Annotated in this window: 22 protein-coding genes; 13 read left to right on the plus strand and 9 right to left on the minus strand. The window is 72.5% G+C overall.

The genetic code is table 11. The features are described 5' to 3' along the window. Positions 1–276 precede the first annotated feature (276 nt). Positions 277–1,122, plus strand: coding sequence for an RNA polymerase sigma factor SigF (locus tag AC069R_RS05260; protein ID WP_478764676.1), 846 nt, complete (start codon positions 277–279; stop codon positions 1,120–1,122). Between the two features lie 551 nt (positions 1,123–1,673). Here the strand turns inward: AC069R_RS05260 and AC069R_RS05265 are convergent. From AC069R_RS05265 to AC069R_RS05290, 6 genes are all read right to left on the minus strand, one after another. Next, complete coding sequence (locus AC069R_RS05265; RefSeq protein ID WP_478764677.1) at positions 1,674–2,900, minus strand: lanthionine synthetase LanC family protein; 1,227 nt, start codon at positions 2,898–2,900, stop codon at positions 1,674–1,676. 137 nt (positions 2,901–3,037) lie between these two features. Then, a complete protein-coding gene (locus tag AC069R_RS05270) occupies positions 3,038–3,193 on the minus strand; it encodes a hypothetical protein (RefSeq protein WP_478764679.1) in 156 nt (51 codons plus the stop codon). Further along, a complete protein-coding gene (locus AC069R_RS05275; RefSeq protein WP_478764680.1) occupies positions 3,154–3,693 on the minus strand; it encodes a hypothetical protein in 540 nt (179 codons plus the stop codon). Before AC069R_RS05275 ends, AC069R_RS05270 begins: the two co-directional genes overlap by 40 nt. A 26-nt stretch (positions 3,694–3,719) precedes the next feature. Beyond that, a complete protein-coding gene (locus AC069R_RS05280) occupies positions 3,720–5,861 on the minus strand; it encodes a lantibiotic dehydratase (protein WP_478764682.1) in 2,142 nt (713 codons plus the stop codon). Continuing rightward, positions 5,858–6,199: a hypothetical protein gene (locus AC069R_RS05285; protein WP_478764684.1), complete on the minus strand. Its 342-nt coding sequence runs from the start codon at positions 6,197–6,199 to the stop codon at positions 5,858–5,860. The genes AC069R_RS05280 and AC069R_RS05285 overlap by 4 nt, the downstream gene beginning before the upstream one ends. Before the next feature lie 135 nt (positions 6,200–6,334). Continuing rightward, a complete protein-coding gene (locus AC069R_RS05290; protein WP_478764685.1) occupies positions 6,335–6,829 on the minus strand; it encodes a thiopeptide-type bacteriocin biosynthesis protein in 495 nt (164 codons plus the stop codon). A gap of 867 nt (positions 6,830–7,696) precedes the next feature. Between AC069R_RS05290 and AC069R_RS05295 the strand changes: the two genes are divergently transcribed. Next, positions 7,697–8,497, plus strand: a complete 801-nt coding sequence (locus AC069R_RS05295) for a S1 family peptidase (protein ID WP_478764686.1) — start codon at positions 7,697–7,699, stop codon at positions 8,495–8,497. Between the two features lie 246 nt (positions 8,498–8,743). On the opposite strand, the gene AC069R_RS05300 is transcribed toward AC069R_RS05295, so the two are convergent. Then, entirely contained in the window at positions 8,744–9,880 is a 1,137-nt protein-coding gene (locus AC069R_RS05300) for a GlxA family transcriptional regulator (protein ID WP_478764688.1), read from the minus strand. A gap of 136 nt (positions 9,881–10,016) precedes the next feature. Between AC069R_RS05300 and AC069R_RS05305 the strand changes: the two genes are divergently transcribed. The 10 genes from AC069R_RS05305 (at position 10,017) to AC069R_RS05350 (ending at position 18,299) form a co-directional block, all read left to right on the plus strand. Then, complete coding sequence (locus AC069R_RS05305; protein ID WP_478764690.1) at positions 10,017–10,940, plus strand: NADP-dependent oxidoreductase; 924 nt, start codon at positions 10,017–10,019, stop codon at positions 10,938–10,940. Positions 10,941–11,281: 341 nt separating this feature from the next. Then, complete coding sequence (locus AC069R_RS05310; RefSeq protein WP_478764691.1) at positions 11,282–11,440, plus strand: hypothetical protein; 159 nt, start codon at positions 11,282–11,284, stop codon at positions 11,438–11,440. Between the two features lie 49 nt (positions 11,441–11,489). Then, positions 11,490–11,858: a hypothetical protein gene (locus AC069R_RS05315; protein WP_478764693.1), complete on the plus strand. Its 369-nt coding sequence runs from the start codon at positions 11,490–11,492 to the stop codon at positions 11,856–11,858. Between the two features lie 543 nt (positions 11,859–12,401). Continuing rightward, on the plus strand, positions 12,402–13,352 hold the full coding sequence (locus AC069R_RS05320; protein ID WP_478764694.1) for an urea transporter: 951 nt from the start codon (positions 12,402–12,404) through the stop codon (positions 13,350–13,352). A 4-nt stretch (positions 13,353–13,356) separates the two neighbouring features. After that, the gene (locus AC069R_RS05325; RefSeq protein WP_478764695.1) at positions 13,357–13,662 is read left to right on the plus strand and encodes an urease subunit gamma; all 306 of its coding nucleotides are present in this window, start codon (positions 13,357–13,359) and stop codon (positions 13,660–13,662) included. Positions 13,663–13,681: 19 nt separating this feature from the next. Beyond that, on the plus strand, positions 13,682–14,092 hold the full coding sequence (locus tag AC069R_RS05330) for an urease subunit beta (protein ID WP_478764696.1): 411 nt from the start codon (positions 13,682–13,684) through the stop codon (positions 14,090–14,092). Continuing rightward, positions 14,092–15,816, plus strand: coding sequence for an urease subunit alpha (ureC, locus tag AC069R_RS05335; protein ID WP_478764697.1), 1,725 nt, complete (start codon positions 14,092–14,094; stop codon positions 15,814–15,816). The genes AC069R_RS05330 and ureC overlap by 1 nt, the downstream gene beginning before the upstream one ends. 88 nt (positions 15,817–15,904) lie before the next feature. Beyond that, positions 15,905–16,591, plus strand: a complete 687-nt coding sequence (locus AC069R_RS05340) for an urease accessory protein UreF (protein WP_478764769.1) — start codon at positions 15,905–15,907, stop codon at positions 16,589–16,591. Between the two features lie 59 nt (positions 16,592–16,650). Continuing rightward, the gene (gene ureG / locus AC069R_RS05345) at positions 16,651–17,361 is read left to right on the plus strand and encodes an urease accessory protein UreG (RefSeq protein ID WP_478764699.1); all 711 of its coding nucleotides are present in this window, start codon (positions 16,651–16,653) and stop codon (positions 17,359–17,361) included. Then, a complete protein-coding gene (locus AC069R_RS05350; RefSeq protein WP_478764701.1) occupies positions 17,358–18,299 on the plus strand; it encodes an urease accessory protein UreD in 942 nt (313 codons plus the stop codon). The genes ureG and AC069R_RS05350 overlap by 4 nt, the downstream gene beginning before the upstream one ends. A gap of 134 nt (positions 18,300–18,433) precedes the next feature. Here the strand turns inward: AC069R_RS05350 and AC069R_RS05355 are convergent, their stop codons facing one another. Beyond that, a complete protein-coding gene (locus tag AC069R_RS05355; RefSeq protein ID WP_478764703.1) occupies positions 18,434–18,814 on the minus strand; it encodes an STAS domain-containing protein in 381 nt (126 codons plus the stop codon). Between the two features lie 152 nt (positions 18,815–18,966). On the opposite strand from AC069R_RS05355, the gene AC069R_RS05360 reads away from it, so the two are divergent. Next, a complete protein-coding gene (locus tag AC069R_RS05360; RefSeq protein WP_478764705.1) occupies positions 18,967–19,449 on the plus strand; it encodes an ATP-binding protein in 483 nt (160 codons plus the stop codon). A gap of 259 nt (positions 19,450–19,708) precedes the next feature. On the opposite strand, the gene AC069R_RS05365 is transcribed toward AC069R_RS05360, so the two are convergent. After that, on the minus strand, positions 19,709–20,395 hold the full coding sequence (locus tag AC069R_RS05365) for a hypothetical protein (protein WP_478764707.1): 687 nt from the start codon (positions 20,393–20,395) through the stop codon (positions 19,709–19,711). Positions 20,396–20,468 lie beyond the last annotated feature (73 nt).

The raw sequence follows: 20,468 nt of genomic DNA on the forward strand, positions 1-20,468 counted from the left end.
TTGTTGGTATTGTTGGGAACGTGCAGAGCGACGCTCCCGCCCCGCGGTCCCCGGTCCTCCGGGCCCCGCAGCCATGCCCGGCGCGGAACACCCCGATCCGGGAAATCCGGTGCAATCGGCTTTGTATGGGCACCAGCCTCATCGGAACCGTAGCCGCTCCCGGAGGGAGCGGCGCGGCTGCTTCCGGTTGGGGCATGATCGGCAAATGCCCGGGTAGGCGCCGCAACGTCGGCTCGTAGCGGGTCGGCAAGTGCAGGGACAGGGGAGGAAAACATCATGGCGACAGTGACTGCGGCGAAGGCGGACACGGGTCTGGTCGGCCTGCCGGAGGTCGTGGACCCCGCTCAGGTCCCGCCGAAGGACGCACGTGAGCTGTCGCGGTTGTTCTTCGATCGGCTGGCGACGCTGGAGGAGGGCACTCCGGAGTACAGCTACGCGCGCAACACGCTGATCGAGATGAACATGTCCCTGGTGCGCTTCGCGGCCGGCCGGTTCCGCAGCCGGGGGCCGGAGGAGATGGAGGACATCGTCCAGGTCGGCATGATCGGCCTGATCAAGGCGATCGACCGGTTCGAGCTGTCCCGGCAGGTGGAGTTCACCTCCTTCGCCATCCCCTACATCGTCGGCGAGATCAAGCGGTTCTTCCGCGACACCACCTGGGCCGTGCACGTGCCCCGCCGATTGCAGGAAGCCCGAGTCCAGCTCGCCCGCGCCACGGAGGAACTCCGCAGCCGCCTCGGCCGCACGCCGACGGTCAAGGAGCTGTCGGACCTCATGTGCCTGCCCGAGGACGAGGTGCGGGAAGCCCGCCTGGCCGCGAACGGCTACAACTCCTCCTCCCTGGACGCCACCCTTGGCGGCAGCGAGGACGGCGAGAGCGCCCTGCAGGACTTCATCGGCAGCGAAGACCAGGCGCTGGAACTGGTCGAGGACTTCCACGCCCTGGCCCCGCTGATCGCCGAACTCGACGAACGGGACCGGCAGATCATCCACATGCGCTTCGTCGAAGAACTGACCCAGGCCCAGATCGGCGAACGCCTCGGTGTCTCCCAGATGCACGTCTCCCGCCTGCTCTCCCGCACCCTCGCCCGCCTGCGGGAAGGCATGCTCACCACCCGCTGACAGCAACGCCCCTGGCGCCCCCAGGGTCCAACTGCCCGCCAATGCGCCACAGTTACCGGCCCCGCCCGCAGCCGCCAACCGGCAGGTACGTGAGCGTATGACACCACCCCCGCCGGCGTGCTGACGACGGACTGCCCGTGCGGTGCGCGGGCCGGCCGCCGTTGCGCTGAAGGCCATCGATGAGCGCCAGCGCGTCGAACACGCCCCGGAGCAGCGGTCTCAAGGCACCGACACTCGTGGGTCGTCGGCGGCGCGTGCCCCGTTGGTACTCGACAACGCCGGCGCCCCCCCCGTGACGCGCTCACCCTCTGCCCCTGGCGCGCGGATCGAGCAGCCGGGCGACGCCTCGGCCATGTCCCGGAACTCCTCGGACGTGCCTGCCTCCGCGACGTCCACCGTCAGTTCGCCCGCACCCGTCGGCCCCGCGGCACCGCATGACCAGGGGCATCCGCGCTGCCAGTACGGCACAGGCGTGTGGCCCGCTGGGCGAAATCAAGGGGCTCCGTCTGCCAACCGGTTGGCACAGTCACCAAGAACCGCTCCATCGCCGTTCAGCGCAGCGCCAGGCACGGCAGCCACGCGCGTGAGCTGCCGTGGAGGGAGGTGAGCAGGGCGCACAGCGGGCCCGCCGCCCCGCCGAGCAGCCCTATGCACTCCGTGCCGAGCGCCTCCACCACGGGCAGGCGGTTCCCCAAGTGGGTGATCAAGCGTGCCTTGAGAACGGCCGCGGCGGGCAGTGCGGCATGGCGATCGAACGTGTCCGCCACCGCCAGCACGCCCGCGGCCCCGTGACACACGCCCAGCAGGTCGCCCGGCCGGTCGCCGAAGAGGTGGAACCCTTCGTCGTACCGTTCGGCGAGCGTGGTGAAGGCCGCCGCGGCCCAGGTGGCCGTGTCCGGGTCGCCGGTGGCGTCCGCCGCGTTCCACAGCGTCCAGGACACGCCCGGAGTGCCGTAGCACCAGGCCTGGCGGGCACGCGGTGTGGCGGGCGGCGGGCCGTCGAGCCCGGCGCCGTCCCAGGTGCGGATGGCCCGGCCGTCGACGAAGGACTGCCGGGTCAGCCACCCGGTCGCGTGCCGCAGCGCGCGCAGCAGACCGGGGTCCGGGCCCAGCCCGCGGACCGCCGCGGTCAGTGCGGCGACGACTATGGCGACGCCGTGCCCCAGGCCGGTGTTGATCCGCCCGTCCAGCCAGTCCAGGTGCGGGTGGCCGGCGTAGCCCACCGTGCGCAGCCGCGGCAGGTCGTCGGCGTCGCACAGCGCGGCCAGGTACCCGGCGAACGGCCGGATCTCCCGCGGCGCCGGGCGGGTTCCGGCGCACAGGGCGAGCAGGATGCCGGACGGCCCGACCATCAGGGCGTAGTCCGGGAAGGTGAGCTGCTCACGGCGCCGGTGGCCCGCCGGGGCGCTGCGCACCAGGTGGTCGCGGAGCCGGTCGGCAGCCGCGTGCAGCGGTGGCTGCACCCGAGCGCCCAGGCGGAGGCCCACCAGGGTCCCGGCGAGGCCCCCGTCGTACAGACCGCGGTGTCCGGGGCCCCGGCCGGCGGTGCGGGCCCAGACAGCGACGGCACGGGCGGCTGACTCCTCGGCTCCGGGCGCTCCGGTTCCGTGCACCAAGGCCGCCAGGATGGGGATGCCCGGATCGGAAGGCGGCTCGGCCGTGCTCCCGCCGGGCCGGACGGCCCAGGCATCCAGGAGGCGGACCGCGAGAGCGGTGACGGCGGTGCCGATGTGCTCGTGTCCTTCGACGCTCCGGGCGCTCTCGGCGCTCCGCGGCATGCCGTCTCTCCTTCGGGACGTCGGTGCGACGGGCCGGCGAACCGCCCCGACGTACGGGCGGGGCACCGGTGAGGCGGCATCCGGTGCCGCGGGTCTCAGGCGGCCTGAGCTGAGCCCCCAGGCCGCCTGAGGAGGTGTCAGCAGATCACCACGGTGCCGCAGACGATGACGGTACACACGCCGCTGCACTCCATGCTGTAGGCATGAGCCGACGGCAGGCTGCTCTCGGTGATGCGCTCGTCGAGGTCGCCGATCAGGGCGTCGAGGTCGGTGAATTCGGTGGATACGGGCATGGTTCTGCTCCTTCAGGAGCGGTGATGGTGGGGTCCGCCCCGGCGGCCCGCCCGCTGGGGGCGGGCGCGCCGGGGAGGCTGGGAGCGCCGCACAGCGCGGCGGCGGCGCGTGCCGCGAGTTCTTCGGTGTCCTGGTCGGCGGGAAGCCGTAGCAGCAGCTGGGCGGCGACGGTGGCGCCGCCGTGCAGCGGGTCACGGAGCGACAGGCCGTCGGGGCCGGGAAGCATCTCCTCGACCAGGAGGTCCGCTCCGGGCTGGTGCGCGCACAGCCGCTCCAGCAGGGGTACGGCGGTCAGCGCGGCGAAGTCGACGGGCGCCGGTCTCGCCGCCGCGGCGGCCCTGACGAACGCGAAGCGGGGGAGCCCGGCGTCGCGGACGAGGCCGGTGAGCGCGCGCACCTTGGCCAGGTCACCGTCCCCGCGCCGCCACAGCAGGTCACGGGGCACCCGCCAGCCGGCCGGACTGACCACCAGGGTGCCGGCGACGGTCAACCGGGGCACCCGGCCCGCCTCGGGGAGGGCTTCCGTCAGTCCGTCCAGGCGGATGAACCGGGATGCCGAGGGGTGGCCGGCCGCCGGCAGCAGACGCAGCAGGATGTCGTAGGGGGGGGCAGCGGGGTCCGGGTGGCGTGGTGGATGGGAAGCACCCGCTGCCCGTCGGTCTCGGCGACGACCTGGTGGCCGTCCCGCCGCAGGGTGATGCGGTCCAGCGGCAGATAGCGGGCTGCCGGACCGCCCGATCCCTGATACGGCGCCGGGTCCGGGTCGCCGCTCCACCAGCCGGTGAGGACCGGGCGGCGTACGGCGTTGGCGGCGCGCTCGGCCAGCGGTGGCACCAGCAACTCCACGAACCGGGCCCCCGACAGCCGCTCCACGGCCGCGAGGAAGGCGCGGTACCCATCGGCGTGCGGGTAGCCGCCGTGCAGGGTGTCCAGTGCGGCGGCGAACCGGGCGTCCAGCACACCCGCGGGCGAGGCGGTCTCCAGTACCGCCGGCGGACCGGGGCTGCGCAGGGGGCGTAACAGGCAGTCCAGGGGCCAGGGCGGCAGCGCCGTACGGGCGGGAGGGGCGCCCAGCGCGTCCAGCAGGGCCTCGTCCAGGTCCACCTGTTCCTCGTCGGCGCGCCCGGCCAGGTGGGCGAGCAGCCGGGCGTACCCGGAGCCGGGCGTCCTGGCGGGATGCCAGCCGGTGTACCGGTGCGGCGACCCCGGCTGGCGCGGAGCGGAGCCGTCGGACAGGTGCCGCACGAGGATCGCCCCGAGCGGGCAGGGCTGTTCACCGGGCCCCTCCAGTTCCGGCGGCAGCGGACGCCGGTCGACCGGGGGCAGCGAGTGCCGTCCGTCCGCCGCCCCCAGCCGGTCGGCGTCCCGCAGCCAGGCCACCCGCGCGGCGATGCCGAGGGCCTGCCACACGAGTTCGGCGGCGGGCGCGGGGACCGCGCTGGAGCAGGTCCGGTAGGAGTCCGTGAACCAGGGATGGGGGGCGGCGGCCGGGGCGTCCGGCACCGGGTGCGGGAGGGTGCCACGGGCTCGGACCTCCTCGGCGCCGGTCCAGGCCCCGGTGCTGCGGCGCGGGGCGGCGCAGACCTGGAGGACGCCGAGTTCGAGCAGGTGGGCGAGGAACCCGCGCAGTACGTCCCGGCCGGGAGCCGCCGCCTGAACGGCGACCGTGCCGAGCAGGGCCGCCTCGACCTCCCCGAGCGTTCGTGGCCCGTCGGCCAGGAGGGCGAGCACGCTCTCCAGGGGACGGGTGCGCCGCAGGACGACCTCCCGCATCCGGCCGCGCTCACCGGGGTCGATCGCCCAACAGCGCAGCACACCGGGGCCGTCCGCGGGGCCGGGGGACTGGAGGAAGTGCAGCGGCGCGGGGGCCAGCGGCGTCGCGGGGCCGGCGGCCCGCAGATCGGTGCCGGCGAGCCGGGCGCGCAACAGGTGGACGTTCTCCACGGTCTCGGCCGCCACCGAGCCGAGGGCCGCACCGGCCGCGAGGAGCCGAAGCGAGTGATCCCCGCCCATGTCCTCGCGCGGCGGGCCGACCGGCAGCAGGGCGACCTGCCCAGCCCACCCGCGCGGGGTCGTCTTCGCCGCCACCCGGCCCAGCGCACGCCACAGGTACGCCCCGCGCTTGCGCAGCGGCTTCTCGCTCCCGGAGCCGCCGGCGGCCAGCCGACGGGCCACGTCGGCGGCGAGCCCCGGTTCCGCCTCCTCCACAAACGTGCCCATGACCGGGGCCTCGCGCACCAGGGACCAGCCCAGTTCCGCCACCCGCTCCCGCTCCTCGCCCACCGCACGCTCCAGTTCCAGCAGAGCGGCGGCGGACGACTCGGCCTCATGGGACAGCCGCCGGGCCTCCGCGGCAAGGAACTCCGCGGCGGGCAGGCCCTCCAGCAGCCGGCAGTCCGCCGGGCCGGGGGCCGCACCGCGGTGCAGCCGCCGCCGCAGCGCCAGCACGGCCCGGCGGTCACCGGGTGCCAGATCCGGGTGCGGTACGACGGTGACGCCCAGCTGTCCGGCCAGCGCCCGCGCGCGTCCGGCCCACCGCTCCTCCTGCTCGGCATGCTCGGCCACGCGGGCACACAGCTTCGGGTTGCCTGCCGCCGCCCACGCGCCCAGCGGCATGCCGGCCACGCGCAGCAGCGCTGTGCCGCCCAGCCGCGCGACCCCGCTCACCGCAGTGTCCCTTCATCGGCGAGGGCCTGGGTCAGCAGGCACTGCCGGGCCAGGGACAGCCGGCCCCGGTTCCAGTGGAAGACGGCGTGGTGGGCGGCGGCGCGCCGGGGACCGATCACGGCCTCCCCGGAGTCGAAATACCCGCTGCGCCACCGCTCGGCAACCCGGCGTACGGCGTCCGCGTGCGCCTCCACCACAGCGCGCCGTCGCGGTGGCACGGACGCGAGCAGGCCCTCGCGTCCGGCGCGCCAGACGTCGGCGATACCGGCGGCGGCCTGGCGGGCATCGCCGTCCACGGCCAGGCCGGGAAGGCTGCGCCCGGCGTCGTCGCGCACCACCTGCCAGACCCCGCGATGCTCCCACCCGACGACCGCAAGGCCCCGGAGCAGACTGTCCAGCAGTACGAGGGAGACCCGCCAGTCGGCAGCCGACCGGGCTGGGCCGTCGTCCGCGCTGCCGAGATGGTGGTCGAGTCAGGCGAGTGAGTCCACCGTGAACAGCTCGTGCACGTACCGCATGGACAGCGGGCCGCCGAACAGATACGTCTCCGGCTCGTACACCCCGCACAGCGGCGGCCGCAGCCCCCCGTCCAACTTCCGGAACCGGTCCAGCAGTTCCGTGCGCAGGAGTGCGGCGTCGGCCGGTGCCGGGGCCTCGAAGCGGACCCGCAGTCCCGGTGGTTTGTGCATGAAGAAGAAGGAACGCACCGCCCCGACCGCGATCAGCTCACGGGCCGCGTCGGCGACGACCCGGTAAGCCTGCGGCCAAGTCCCCGGCGCCGGTGCGAGGTTGACCTGCACCCACCCGGACTCCGGCAAGTCGTCGCGGAGCGCGGACAGACCGGCCGTCAGAAAAGTCGTACGGGCCGCCTCGTAGCCCGGATCATCCGCATCGACCGGCACCGTTCCGATTGGAATGCCGCGTGTGTCCCGAAGACAGTCGGCCAGCAGCTGGTGGACGTCGAGCACGGTGCCGCCTCCTCGGATTGGCCTCCTACTCCTCCGATTTCCGCACCGTCCGCCACCTCAAAAATGAACGACGAGTCTTCATATGATCGACTGGAGTACGCCGGGTGTACTGCCCGCTCCGCCTACCTGAGCCCCGCACCTCCGCCCACCCCCACGTCCGTACGTCGCGCGCCGGTCGTCCGGGTGCTGGAGCGCAGCCCGCGCCGCCTGGCACTGCGCCGTTCAGTTCGGCGACCGCCATTCGATCAGCGGGATGGTGGTGGCGTCGTTCAGCCCGGCAGCGTGGTGGTCGAACGAGCCATTCGGACCGCGTCGGCATGCGGCAGGCCGGGCACTGCCATGGTGCACGGGGCGTCTCAGCCGGACCGGGCTGTGCCCGCCTGGTGCCCGCAGGGCATCGCTGGAGGCAGGGACGGAGAGCGGGGTGCGTGCGCTGGGTTCGTGCGCTAGTTGGCGGCTCGGTCTGATCGTTTCTTCGGTGAACACGGTCGTCCGTCCGGGGGAGTGTCCGGGCTCGGGCGTCGTACGGAGGGTGGATCTGGCGCTATCCACGTGACCCGCGACCTCGTGACGAAGGGACACCGGCGGTATGAGACAGAAGATCTGGGCGGCGGTATGCGCGGTGGGGGAGGCCGTGCTGAGAGCGGTGACTCCCATTGGCGGTTCCGCACCGACGGGCGGACCGCTGGTGGCGCCGTCGAGTCGCCGTCGTAGGGAACCTGCGCGCGCCGCCGGCCCCCGCCGCGGGCAGGAACACCCCGCGCTGTCTTCAGCGATCGGCTCCCCCGGAGCCCCGGTGTCCGGCCGCCAAGGTGGCGCGGAGCCAGGCTGGGACTCGCCGCGGCCCTGGCTGCCGGTCTGCTGACGGTGAGTGCGGCCGGAACGTCGGCCGCCCACCGGCGCATCATCGGCGGCGGTGAGGTGGCCGATGACGCGTACCCGTTCATGACGGCGCTCGTGCATCACCGTCCCGGTCAGGGCGACTACCGCAACCAGTACTGCGGCGGAACCCTCGTCCACCGGGAATGGGTACTGACCGCCGCGCACTGCGTCGAGGGATGGGAGCAGAGCGACTTCGACCTGATCGTCGGGCGTACCCAGCTCTCCGACACCGGCAAGGGCCACTTCCGCCACCATGTCCGGGTCGAAATCCACCCGCGCTACTACACGAACCACGACGACTACGACATCGCACTGGTGCAGCTCGACAAGGAAGTCAGCGACATCACTCCCGTACGGCTGCCGACCAGAGGCACCGACGCGATGCTCCGCCCCGGCCAGGAGGCAACCGTCCTCGGCTGGGGCCTCACCGACGACGTTCTCCACCACAAGCCCGACCGGCTCCACAGCGTCGACGTGCCGCTCCTGTCCCGCGACGAATGCCGGATCTCGGACCACATCAACGCGCAGACCCAGATCTGCGCCGGCCGTGAAGGCGTCGACGCCTGTGGGGCGGACAGCGGCGGCCCCCTGATCCGCACCGTGCCGGGTCGCGAGGTCTTCTACCAGATCGGTGTCGTGCAGGGCGGTGCCGGCTGCGGAGCCCAGGGCGGCCCCGGCATCTACATCTCGACCGGATCGGCCACCCTGCTCGACTCCTGGCCCAGCTACCCGCCGTGGGACAAGGACGAGCAGGAAGACGCTCCCACCGGCCGTCCGGCACCGTGAGCGCGACCCGCCGGCAACCCTGAACGGACCAGGAGCACGGTGCGGGTCGCGAGCTCTGTCCGTGACCGGAACCGTCCGGAACCGTCCGGAACCGTCCGGGACCGCTCCGGCAGCAGCTCCGCGGCATCTGCTCACCGGACCGGCAACGCAACTGTCGGCCCGACGGGCATCTCTCCACCGGCCCGGCGCGGGCGACATCGCTGCCGCCACCCCCAACCACTTCGAGGCCGCCGTCCGCCGGGGGCGTCAGGCGCTGAGCGAGCCCTGCGCCTCGGCGCTCCGCGCGGGGAAGCGGGCGCTCGATCCGGTCGGCATCCCGAACCCGGTGTGTTCATCGGCCCGGCGCCGAACCGGCGCGTGCTCGTTCGCGCTGAAGGTACGGCGGTAGGAGGCGGGCGACACCCCGAAGGCCGTTCTCATGTGCGCGCGCAGCGAGTTCGCCGTACCGAAGCCGGCCCGGTGCGCGACCAGGTCGATCGACAGGTCGGTCGTCTCCAGCAACTGTTTGGCGAGCTCCAGGCGCTGTGCGGTGAGCCACTGCACCGGAGTCATGCCGACCTCGTCGCGGAATCTGCGGCTGAAGGAGCGCAGGCTCATCCGGGCATGCTCGGCGAGCCGGGCGAGGGTGAGCGGCTCACCGAGGTGCTCCAGGGCCCACGCGCGGGTCGCGGTGGTGCTGGCGACGGTGGGCTCGGGTACCGGGCGGTCGATGTACTGTGCCTGCCCGCCGTCCCGCCAGGGCGGTACGACACACATACGGGCGGCCCGGTTCGCGGCGGCGGCCCCGTGGTCGCGGCGGATCATGTGCAGGCACAGGTCGACGCCGGCGGCCACGCCCGCGGAGGTCAGTATGTCGCCGTCGTCGACGAAGAGGACTTCCTCGTCGAGCTTGACCTTGGGGTAGGCCCGGCGGAACTCCGGGGCGAGGTTCCAGTGGGTGGTGGCCGGGCGGCCGTCGAGCAGTCCGGCCGCCGCGAGGACGTAGGACCCGGTGCAGATGGACACCAGCCGGGTACCGGGCCGGATGCCGGCGATGGCCGCGGCGACCCCGGCGGGCAGCGGTCCGCCACGGCCCAGTTCGGGCATGGCGTGCGTGGGCGGGACGATCACGGTGTCCGCCGCGGCCATGGCCTCCGGGCCGGCCGCGGGCTGAACGGTGAAGCCCGCGTCGCTGGGCACGGGGGCGCCGTCGGCGGTGCAGACGGTGACGTCGTACAGCGGGCGGCCCTCGGCATCCCGCACGCTGCCGAAAACGCGTGAGGGGATGCCGAGTTCGAACGGCGGGACCCCCGGCAGAGCGAGCACGGCGATCCGGTGCCGCCGCGGGGTGCCGCCCACGCGGCGGGTCTCGCTCTTTACCGTCGTCCACTGCGCGCCGTCCATGGCCGAATCCTGGCACATAGTGGCCGTACGGCCAACACCGTGGCGAGACGCGGTGACCGATGCTGGGCTTCGTCGCGCCGGGACCCCTGGCGCGGACCGATACGAAGCGAAGAACAGCGAAGGACGAGGAAAGACGATGCGCGCGGTGGTCGTGGAGCAGTGGGGCGGGGCCGAGAACCTGGTCGAGCGGGAGGTGCGGCGCCCGGAACCGGGGCTGAACGAGGTCTTGGTCCGGGTGCACGCGGCCGGGGTGAACCCGGTGGACTGGAAGACGCGTGCCAGTGGGGCCCTCGTCGAGTGGGGCGCGGTGCCGGCGGTCGGATGGGACGTGTCCGGCACGATCGAGGCCGTCGGCCCCGGTGTGGGCGTGTTCCGCCCTGGTGACGAGGTGTACGGAATGCCGTCGTTCCCCCGCCAGGCGGGCGCCTACGCCGAGTACGTGGTGGCACCGGCCCGGCACCTCGCCCCCAAGCCGGCGTCCTTGACGCACGTGGAGGCGGCGGCCCTGCCGCTCGCCGCGCTCACCGCCTGGCAGGCGCTCGTGGACACCGCCGATGTGCGCCCCGGCGAGCGGGTGCTGGTGCACGCGGCCGCCGGCGGGGTCGGTCACCTCGCCGTACAGATCGCCAAGGCGCGCGGCGCGTACGTCATCGGCACGGCCAGCGCGGCCAAGCACGACCTGGTGCGCCAACTGGGCGCGGACGAGGTGATCGACTACCGCGCGGTCCGGTTCGAGGACGTCGTGAGCGACATCGACGTGGTGCTGGACGGACTCGGCGGGGAAACGGCCGAACGCTCCCTTACGGTCCTGCGGGCCGGCGGCCGGCTGATCACCCTGCCCGGCCCGGACGACGTTCCCACGGCGCCGGACGGGGTGCGGGTGGTGTGGATGCTGGTCGAACCCGACCACTTGGGCCTGCGCGAGATCACCGCCCTGGTGGAGCGGGGCGCGCTGCACCCGGTGATCGACACCGTCGTGCCGCTGGCAGAGGCCGCGAAGGCGCACGAGATCGGTGAGCAGGGCCGCACCACCGGCAAGATCGTGCTGACGGTCGCCTGAGCCGCGGCCGTGCTCGGCCTTCCGCTCCGGCCAGGGGCAGCCGGTCGCATCACGACGACGACCGCCAGGGCTGCTCGCGGGCACCGGGCGGGCCGCTGACGCCTCGGCCGCCGTCTCCGAACCAGTTGGCTGCGCCGGTGACGGCGCCGGGGCCGCCGCCGACCAGTGCGCGTGAACGCACTTCGGCACCACTTCCCTGAGCGCCTGGGAGCGTCTGCTCAGGCGCTCATCCTCTTCGCGGGCCACGTCGCCGCGCCACCGAGAGTGCGCCCCGTAAGCCCCGCGTTTCACCCTTCGCAACCTGCGCTATTCGCATCGCTCGAACCGCCACCGACGTGGGCGTGGTCACCTTTCCCGACGGACAGCGGTACGCGATCGCCGTGCTCACCCGGCCGCTGACGCTCGGCGCACCCACCTGCGAGAACGTCCTCGGCACTGCGGCCCGCGTGGCCCTGGACCACCTGCGCACCAGGGCGGGGCTGCGGCGCCAACCCCGTTGAGTACGGTGGTCACCGCTTGCACCGATACACATATCGAGAGGTCGACGCCATGCCCACAGCCAGGTTCTTCTTCGACGCGGGATCAGGCGGTGTCCTATGGGCGGCCTCTGAGGACCGGGATGCGTGGGGGTACCCGGTCGATCTGGACCGACTGCCGATCAGTCACGACCTCCGCGACGGCCTGAAGGCGCTGATAGCTCGCTACGATACGTCGTTGAACTGGGACTATCCTCCGGACCCAGGGCCTTGGCGTGAAGCGGAGTGCCGCGAATTCAACGAGGCGGTACGCCAGGCGCTCGACCGCCTCCGCGCCGAACTCGGCCCGGAATGGCGGATTTACGACGAGTTCTACGCACTCGAAGAAGACCCGGACCTCGACCGCTACCTGGCCGATCCGGCACGGTTTGTCCGCAGCTGACCCGCCGGACTCGTCGCCGGCTTCAGACCATTTTCCGATGCCGTCAGGCGTGCATGCCGGTCGACCTCGGATGTACGGGGAAACAGGGCCTGCTGGACGCCGAGCGAGGCGGCCCCTGACCAGCCGGGCGCCGGAAGCCGGGGCCTGCACCGGCGGTTGGCCGGCGGAACCGCCCGCAGCCGGCGCCGCTCTCGGGCCACCCAACGGCCTGCCTCACCCCACGTCATCCCTCCGCCGCACTGGCGGCGTCGGAGCGCCCCCCGTGACGCGTGACGAACCGATTGTTCTGATCTTCGCCTCGATCCCTCCAAGAGACGTTCAACGAATCGCTGGATCGAGGTCAAGCCCCCATGCCCCGGACCCGCGGTCAGGCCGGTCTTCCTGAGGTGATCCCGTTCTGTGTCCGGGCGGTCACCGAGCAGTTTCGATCTTGGCGGCCGGAAGCCGGGCGTAGTCTTCAACAAGTTGTTGAAGGAATCGCATCTTCTCCCCGACGCAGGGGAGTTGATGGCTTTGACATGTCCTCACGCAGGGAGGATGCCCATGCCTACAGCGGATCAGGCGCTGCGGCCGGCGGGCTGGAGACCGATCGCTGTCGGGCGGACACAGCTGCGCGGCATCGCGCAGGTCGCGCTCAGCGCGAACCCATGGACAGGGCTGCTGTTCCTCGTCGCGTTGCTCGCCGACGACTGGCGGATCGGGGTGTTCGGTCTGCTCGGCACGGTGGCGTCCACGGCCACGGCGGCGGCGCTCCGCGGCGACCGGGACGACCGTCTGGAACAGGGGCTCGAAGGGTACTGCGGCTGCCTCGTCGGCATCGCGCTCCTCGTCCGGTCCGGCGCCTCCTGGCGCACCGCGCTGCTCGTCGTCCTCGCCGCGGCGGTCTGCTCGGTGCTGACCACGGCCGCCGCCCGGCTCCTGGAGCGCCCGAGCCTGCCCGTGCTCACCGCCCCGTACTGTCTCGTCGCCGGCGGCATGACGATCGCGCTGCCCAAGCCCACCGCGGCACCAGCGGCTGCGGTCGCCCGGACCGCCGGCCCCTCGAAGGCGGACATCGGGCACGCCTTCTGCGACAACATCGGACAGGTCTTCTTCCTCGACAAGTGGTACGCGGGCCTGATCCTGCTGGCCGGACTGCTCCTCACCTCCTGGCGCACGGCCGCGGCCGCCGCCTGCGGCAGTGCCCTGGCGATCCTGACCGCCTGTGCGATGGGCCTGCCCGCCGACCGTCTGAGCGAGGGGCTGTACGGCTACAACGCGGTGCTCGTCGCCATCGCGCTGGCGACGACCTTCCTGGCTCCCACCCCGTGGACCGCGGGCTACGCCGCACTCGCCGTCGTGGCCTCGGTGCCCTTCACCACCGCCTGGACGGCTTTTGCCCAGCCGTCCGGCGGATCACCTTTTACCTGGCCGTTCGTGGTGACGACCTGGCTCTTCCTGGCGGCCGCGCCGGCGATGGACCGGCCCGGCATGTCGTACGAGAAAGCGAAGTGACGCGATGAACCTCGCACCCCGCGAAATCGACAAGCTTCACGTCTACGTGGTGGCGGACCTGGCCCGGCGCCGCAGGGACCGGGGCACCAAGCTCAACTACAGCGAAGCGGCCGCGCTGATCACCGAGGCCGTGCTCGAAGGCGCACGGGACGGCCACACCGTGGCCGAGTGCATGGAACTGGGCCGCAAGGTCGTCACCGCCGACGAGGTCATGCCCGGAGTGCGCGAGATGCTCACCGTCCTCCAGGTCGAGACGGCGTTCGTGGACGGCACGAAGCTGGTCACCTGCCACGACCCGATCAGCGCCTGAACCACCGAGGAGACCAACGATGTCGGGTGGAGCCCACTACCTCTACGGGGACGACCCCGTGGAGATCAACTCCGGCCGGGCCAAGGTCAGTCTCACCGTCGCCAACACCGGCGACCGTGCTGTCCAGATCGGCTCGCACTACCACTTCTTCGAGGTCAACCGCGCGCTGTGGTTCGACCGCGAGGCCGCGTACGGCATGCGCTTGGACATCCCGTCCGGCACCGCCGTGCGTTTCGAACCCGGCGACACCCGCGAGGTCGAGCTGTGCGCGTTCGGCGGCGCCCGGCGGCTCGTCGGCTTCGCCGGACTCGTCAACGGTGGCCTGAACGCCGACGCCACCCGGCGGACCGCGCTGCTCCGTGCCGGGCAGCGGGAGTTCGCCACCACGGCGGGCAGCGCCGACACCGAGAACGAGGGAGCTGAGAACTGATGGCGATCATCCCGCGCCGGCAGTACACCGACCTGTTCGGACCCACGGTGGGCGACCGGTTCCACCTCGCCGACACCAATCTGGTCGTCGAGGTCGAGTACGACCACAACGCGGGCTCCTACGGCGACGAGGCCGTCTACGGCGGCGGCAAGGCCATCCGGGACGGCATGGCCCAGGACCCCGCCGCGCTGAACCGCGAGGGCGCCCTGGACCTGGTGATCACCAACGTCGTGGTCCTGGACCCGGTCCTGGGCGTCGTCAAGGGCGACATCGGCGTCCGCGGCGGCCTGATCGTCGGCGTCGGCAAGGCGGGCAACCCCCATCTCCAGAACGGCGTCGACCCCAAGCTGGTCATCGGCCCCGGCACCGAAGTGATCTCCGGCGAGCACCTGATCGCCACCGCCGGCGGCGTCGACACCCACATCCACTTCATCTCGCCGCAGCAGGCTCAGGAGGGCCTGTCCAACGGCATCACCACCTTCTTCGGCGGCGGCACCGGCCCGACCGACGGCAGCAACGGCACCACCTGCACCCCCGGCCCCTGGAACATCCACCGGATGCTGGAGGCCGCCGAGGACCTGCCGGTCAACGTCGGCCTGCTCGGCAAGGGCAACGGCAGCCTGCCCGAGGCGCTGCGCGAGCAGGTCGACGCGGGCGTGGCCGGCCTGAAGGTGCACGAGGACTGGGGCGCCACCCCGGCCGTCATCGACAACGCGCTGCGCGTCGCCGACGAGTACGACGTACAGCTCGCCATCCACACCGACACCCTCAACGAGGGCGGCTTCTTCGAGGACACCCTCTCCGCGATCGATGGCCGGACCATCCACACCTTCCACACCGAGGGCGCGGGCGGCGGCCACGCACCCGACATCATGCGGGTCTCCGGCGAACCCAACGTGCTCCCCGCCTCGACCAACCCCGCCCTGCCGTACACCATCAACTCGGTGGACGAACTGCTGGACATGGTGATGGTCTGCCACCACCTGTCCCGCGACATCCCCGAGGACGTCTCGTTCGCCGACAGCCGGGTGCGCGCCGAGACCATCGCGGCCGAGACGGTGCTGCACGACCTCGGCGTGATCAGCATCTTCTCCTCCGACTCCCAGGCCATGGGCCGGGTCGGCGAGTCCTTCGCCCGCGCCTTCCAGACCGCGCACCACTGCAAGGAGATGCGCGGCGCGCTGGCCGAGGACAGCTCCCGCAACGACAACGCCCGCGTCCTGCGCTACCTGGCGAAGCTCACCATCAACCCGGCCATCGCGGTGGGCGCCGCCGATGTGATCGGCTCGCTGGAGCCCGGCAAGCTCGCCGACATCGTGCTCTGGCCGATCCATTCCTTCGCCGCCAAGCCCAAGCTGATCATCAAGGGCGGCATGGTCAACTGGGCGCTGATGGGCGACCCCAACGCCTCCCTGCCGACGCCCCAACCGGTCTACTACCGGCCGATGTTCGGCACCCACGGGCGGGCCAAGGAGCGTACCTCGGTCACCTTCATGTCCCAGGCGTCCATCGCCGCCGGCGTGCCCGGCGAGCTGGACCTGCGGCGCCGGATCGAGCCGGTGCGGCGCTGCCGGACCGTCGGCAAGCAGCACATGGTCCGCAACGATGCGCTGCCGCGCATCGAGGTGGACCCGGAGACCTACAAGGTCACCGTGGACGGCGAGCCCGCCACCATCGAGCCGGCCGAACGCCTCCCGCTCAATCAGCTGTTCTACATCGTCTGACCCGGCAGGGCGGCCGCGGGGCGCGCAAGTCGCCTCGCGGCGGCCGTCGTCCATCCCGAAGGAACGGAGACCCGGCGTGAACGACCCGATGCCGATCCAGGCGCTGCTGACCGGGCTCCAGCTCACGGACTCGGCCTTTCCCAGCGGCTACTACACCCTCTCCCACGGCCTCGAAGGCTTCCAGCAGTCCCGCGCGGTCGACCCGCGGTCCCTGCCCGCCCTCCTGCACGACCTGCTCCGCCACAGCGCGGGGCCGGCCGACGCGACCGCCCTCGCCCTCACCCACCGCGCGGTCGGTGCGGACGACTGGGACCAAGTGGTCGCCGTGGAGCGGCGGTTGTACGCCGGCAAGCTGGGCCGCGAGGCCCGGCAGGCCGCCGTCCGCACCGGACGGCAACTGCTGGACCTGACCGCCGAGGTCTACGGCGCACCCGAGATCGAGCACTACCAGACGCTGTACCGCGCGGGCACGGTCCGCGGCTGCCAGCCGGTCGTCGCCGGCGTCGTCCACGCGGCGGGCGGGCTCACCACCCGGCAGGCGGTCACCTGCGAGCTGTTCGCCTTCGCGGCCAGCTTCGTGGGGGCCGCCCTGCGCCTGCGGCTCACCGACCACCGCCGGGCGCAGGCCGTCCTGCACGGCGCCGCCCCGGTGATCGAGGAGACCGTCGAGGCGGCCCTGTGCCGCGAGCCGGCCGATCTCGGCGGCTGCGTGCCCGTCGCGGACGTCATGGCCGGCCGGCACGAACGCGCGGAGGCCCGCCTCTTCGCGAGCTAGCCGCCGCCCCCACACCAGAGAGACCCGCCGCCCCCACACCAGAGAGACAAGGAATCACCATGCACGACCCCACACAGGTGCGAGGCTCCCGGCACCACCACGATCACGACGAGTTCGTGCAGCGTCCCGCGGACGGTGTGCTGCGCGTCGGCGTCGCCGGACCGGTCGGCTCCGGCAAGACCGCGCTGATCGAGGCGCTCGTCCCGGTGCTCATCGGCCGCGGCCGCACCCCGGCGGTGATCACCAACGACATCTACACCTCCGAGGACGCCGCCCATGTGCGGCGCACCCTCGCCGGGGTCCTCGACGCGGACCGCATCGTCGGTGTCGAGACCGGAGCCTGCCCGCACACGGCGGTCCGCGACGACCCGACGATGAACCAGGCCGCGGCCGACGAGATCCTGGAGCGCTTCCCGGAGGTGGACACGCTGCTGTTCGAGAGCGGCGGCGACAACCTCACCCTCACGTTCAGCCCGGCACTCGTCGACCTCTTCCTGTTCGTGCTGGACACCGCCGAGGGCGACAAGATGCCGCGCAAGCGGGGGCCCGGCATCACCGAGTGCGAGCTGCTCGTCATCAACAAGATCGACATCGCCCAGTACGTGCGCTGCGATCTGTCCGTCATGGAGTCCGACGCCCACCACGTCCGCCAGGGGCGGCCCGTGGTGCTCACCAACTCCCTGACCGGAGAGGGCCTGGAGACCATCGCCGACTTCCTGCTGTCCCACGAGGCCGCCCGGCCCGCCGGCCAGGAGACGGCCACCGCATGACCACGGCGCCCGCGCGGCTGGACCCCGCACACTACGAACCCCGCCGGACACCGGAGCGGATGCTCGACCTCACCGGCCCGGCGGACACCCTGGCCGCCGGGCGCCCCGGCAAGGTCGGCCTGCTCGAACTGCGCTACGCGCGCATCGGCGACCGCACCGAACTCGTGGACCGCTACCAGAAGTCACCGCTCCAGATCATGCGCCCGCTGTACGTCGATCCGCTGCGGCCGGACATGCCGGTGACCTATCTGATGTCCACCGGCGGCGGTATCGTCCAGGCCGACCGCAACCGCGTCGACGTCGACTGCGGCCCCGGCACGGCGGTGCATCTGACGACGCAGGCCGCCACCAAACTGCACCGGATGGAGTTCGACCACGCCACACAGGTCGTCAATCTCTTTGCGGCGGCGGGGAGTTACGTCGAGTATCTGCCCGACCCGCTGATTCCGTACCGGGACGCGCGCTTTTACCAGCACACCCGTGTGACCGTCGAGCCCACGGCCACCGTACTGCTGGGCGAGACCATCGCCGCCGGCCGGCTAGCCCGCGGCGAACGGCACGCCTACCGCATGCTCTTCAGCGACCTGGAGATCACGCGCGGCGACGACGACCTCGTGGTCGTGGACACCGTACGGCTGGACCCCGGCGAGCCCGGTTCGGTGACCGGCCCGGCGGTGTTCGCCGGCCACGACCTGATGGCCACGCTCTACGTCGTTTCGCCGCTCGCCCCCGCGGCGGAGATCGCCGACGCCCTGCACGAGGCGCTACCGGACACCGGCCCGGCCTTCGGAGTGAGCGTGCTGCCCGACGACTGCGGCGCATGGGTACGGATCCTGGGCAGCGACCCGCCCGCGGTCAGCCGCGCCCTGCACACCGCCTGGGACGCGGCACGCCGCCTGCTCATCGGCGTGCCCGCCCCCGACCTCCGCAAGACCTGACGGTCCCGGCCCCACGTCTGTGCGGCATCCCTGCTTCCTGCTTGCAGGCGTCGGCCGTGAGTTTCCGGAGATCCGCTCCTACCTGAGCAGAAGCGGCGTCGAGCGATCTTCGACAAGCTCAAGCAGAACAAGTCCTAGTCGGCGAGGAGGGCTTGGCGGAGAGTGTCGCGGCAGTCGATGACGCTGTCGACGCCGACGAGGCTGATGGTGCGCATCACGGACTCGCCGGCAGCGGCCAGACGAAGCCAGCCGCCGGCCTCGCCGAGGGCACGGTGGGCGCTGATGAAGATGTTGATGCCGCTGGAGTCCATGAAGGTGACCTGGCGCAGGTCGGCCACGACCCGCGGGCGGGGAGTGTCCCGGACGTGCAGGGCCTGGCGGAGTGTGTCGCCGGTGTGGTGGTCGATTTCTCCGGCCAGGGTCAGCACGCGGATGCCGTCGGCGGTGGTGGTCTCGACCGACAGCTGACCGGTCTGCCCGGCGTGTTCGGGGCCGGTCATCTCTACCTCAGACATGTCGGTGATCCTGGCACAGTCGGACCCTCCTGCCCAGTGCGGACCGGCGCGCGTCCACGTGTGGCCGCTCCGACCGAAGAGACAGGGTGTGATCCCCGGCTGCGCGGGTAAACGCGGGAACGACATGGACGGGGGAGCGAATGGCGGTCGTGATGGAAAAGACAGACCCGGCACCGGCAGACCGCGCTGCGCTGGACAGGCCGGTCATAGAGACAAGTGCAGCCCTGGTCGGAGACGGCACGGACATCGCCCGCGCCCGCCACCTGGCAGCCGGCTTCCTCACCCGGCTCCAGGCCGAGCACGGCCTGCCCGTCTCGCAGCGTGCCATGGATGTCACCCGATTGGTGGTCAGCGAGCTGGTCACCAACGCCCGCAAGTACGCCCCCGGACCGGTGCTGCTGGACCTGCGTCTCACCGGTGACACGGTCGAGGTCGCCGTGTGGGACTCCGATCCGGTACTGCCGATCGCCCGTGCCGCGGACGCCGGCCGGGTCGGCCAGCACGGCCTGGAGATCGTCATGGCCGTCGCCCGGGGCTTCGAAGCCCAGCGCGAGCCGGTCGGCAAACGCATCACCGCACGCATCGCCCTGGCCGATGATCCGGGCGGCGCCATCACCGGACGCCGGCCCCTGTAAGGCGACCGGGGCCGGCGCCGCACGCCCGGCGAGCATGGCGCCGCCTCGGACGCCGTCAACGCCCACCGGCCGCGCCGGCGACGCCGCCGAGAACGCCGAGGTCGTGCCGTTCCTCACCCGCCCGGCCAGCTCGTACGTCAACGGCGCCGTGCTGTTCGCCGGCAGCGGCGAGCGCAGCGCTCCGCCCCGTCCGCCTGGGAACATCGTCATGAGTGGCCCCAACCGCCCAGTCACGCAACGTGATTGACGCACCGTCGGTTCAGCGTGCCGAGGACGCCCGCCGGCGGCCGGTCGTGCGGGGCGGCCCCACCGTCGTCGTGACGCGTACCAGGCCGGGGGAGCGGGGGACCGAGCCGAATCCGAACCGTACGGCGGGTTCGACCGGCGCGAGGGAACCGAGGTCGCGGCCCTCGTGGACGACGCTCGCCGCGACGATCCGGTGCAGATCGCGGGCGCCGTACCACTCGCGTCGGCCGCCCCCGGCGCTTCCTCGTGTGCGCAGGCCGAGCAGCAGGCGGGCGAGGGGATCGGTCACCGCCGTCCAGCCGGGCCGCGCCGCCAGCGCTCCGGGCACCGCGGCGAGCAGCAGGCCCGGCAGCGGCCGACGGCCGACGGTGAAGCGCAGTTCGAGGTGCGGTTTCGCGGTGACCGTCCAGAGCCCACCGGCGACGTGGACCCGCACCGGCGCCACCCGCACCTCGTCGAAGCTGTAGGTGCCGGCGATGAAGTCCGCCGTCCGCCGGCTGGGCGCCAGCAGGAGCCGGTGGCCGTCCGCCCGCTCCAGCATCACGTCACCGAACGGGCCGAAGGGCGAGCGCGGCCAGTGGCCGACGACCAGGCGGGTGCCGGACGTGGTGCCCACCCCGGCGATCCAGCCGTCGAAGCGCAGCCGCCTCCGGCGCCCGGTCGGACACGGGACGGGCTGCTGTGGCGGGTACGAGTGCACGCGCGACGTTTCCCCGGCGGGGATGCGTGCCGAAACCCGGGGGCGCCATCACGGTGTCGGCGGCCTGGAGCGG

Source organism: Streptomyces sp. NPDC043952 (assembly GCF_056435325.1).

Excerpts from the sequence above, each read along its gene's own strand:
- AC069R_RS05260 (WP_478764676.1), top strand. The coding sequence starts at position 277 with ATGGCGACAGTGACTGCGGCGAAGGCGGACACGGGTCTGGTCGGCCTG.
- AC069R_RS05265 (WP_478764677.1), bottom strand. The coding sequence starts at position 2,900 with ATGCCGCGGAGCGCCGAGAGCGCCCGGAGCGTCGAAGGACACGAGCAC.
- AC069R_RS05270 (WP_478764679.1), bottom strand. The coding sequence starts at position 3,193 with ATGCCCGTATCCACCGAATTCACCGACCTCGACGCCCTGATCGGCGAC.
- AC069R_RS05300 (WP_478764688.1), bottom strand. The coding sequence starts at position 9,880 with ATGGACGGCGCGCAGTGGACGACGGTAAAGAGCGAGACCCGCCGCGTG.
- AC069R_RS05305 (WP_478764690.1), top strand. The coding sequence starts at position 10,017 with ATGCGCGCGGTGGTCGTGGAGCAGTGGGGCGGGGCCGAGAACCTGGTC.
- AC069R_RS05315 (WP_478764693.1), top strand. The coding sequence starts at position 11,490 with ATGCCCACAGCCAGGTTCTTCTTCGACGCGGGATCAGGCGGTGTCCTA.
- AC069R_RS05320 (WP_478764694.1), top strand. The coding sequence starts at position 12,402 with ATGCCTACAGCGGATCAGGCGCTGCGGCCGGCGGGCTGGAGACCGATC.
- AC069R_RS05325 (WP_478764695.1), top strand. The coding sequence starts at position 13,357 with ATGAACCTCGCACCCCGCGAAATCGACAAGCTTCACGTCTACGTGGTG.
- AC069R_RS05330 (WP_478764696.1), top strand. The coding sequence starts at position 13,682 with ATGTCGGGTGGAGCCCACTACCTCTACGGGGACGACCCCGTGGAGATC.
- ureC (WP_478764697.1), top strand. The coding sequence starts at position 14,092 with ATGGCGATCATCCCGCGCCGGCAGTACACCGACCTGTTCGGACCCACG.
- AC069R_RS05340 (WP_478764769.1), top strand. The coding sequence starts at position 15,905 with ATGCCGATCCAGGCGCTGCTGACCGGGCTCCAGCTCACGGACTCGGCC.
- ureG (WP_478764699.1), top strand. The coding sequence starts at position 16,651 with ATGCACGACCCCACACAGGTGCGAGGCTCCCGGCACCACCACGATCAC.
- AC069R_RS05350 (WP_478764701.1), top strand. The coding sequence starts at position 17,358 with ATGACCACGGCGCCCGCGCGGCTGGACCCCGCACACTACGAACCCCGC.
- AC069R_RS05355 (WP_478764703.1), bottom strand. The coding sequence starts at position 18,814 with ATGTCTGAGGTAGAGATGACCGGCCCCGAACACGCCGGGCAGACCGGT.
- AC069R_RS05360 (WP_478764705.1), top strand. The coding sequence starts at position 18,967 with ATGGAAAAGACAGACCCGGCACCGGCAGACCGCGCTGCGCTGGACAGG.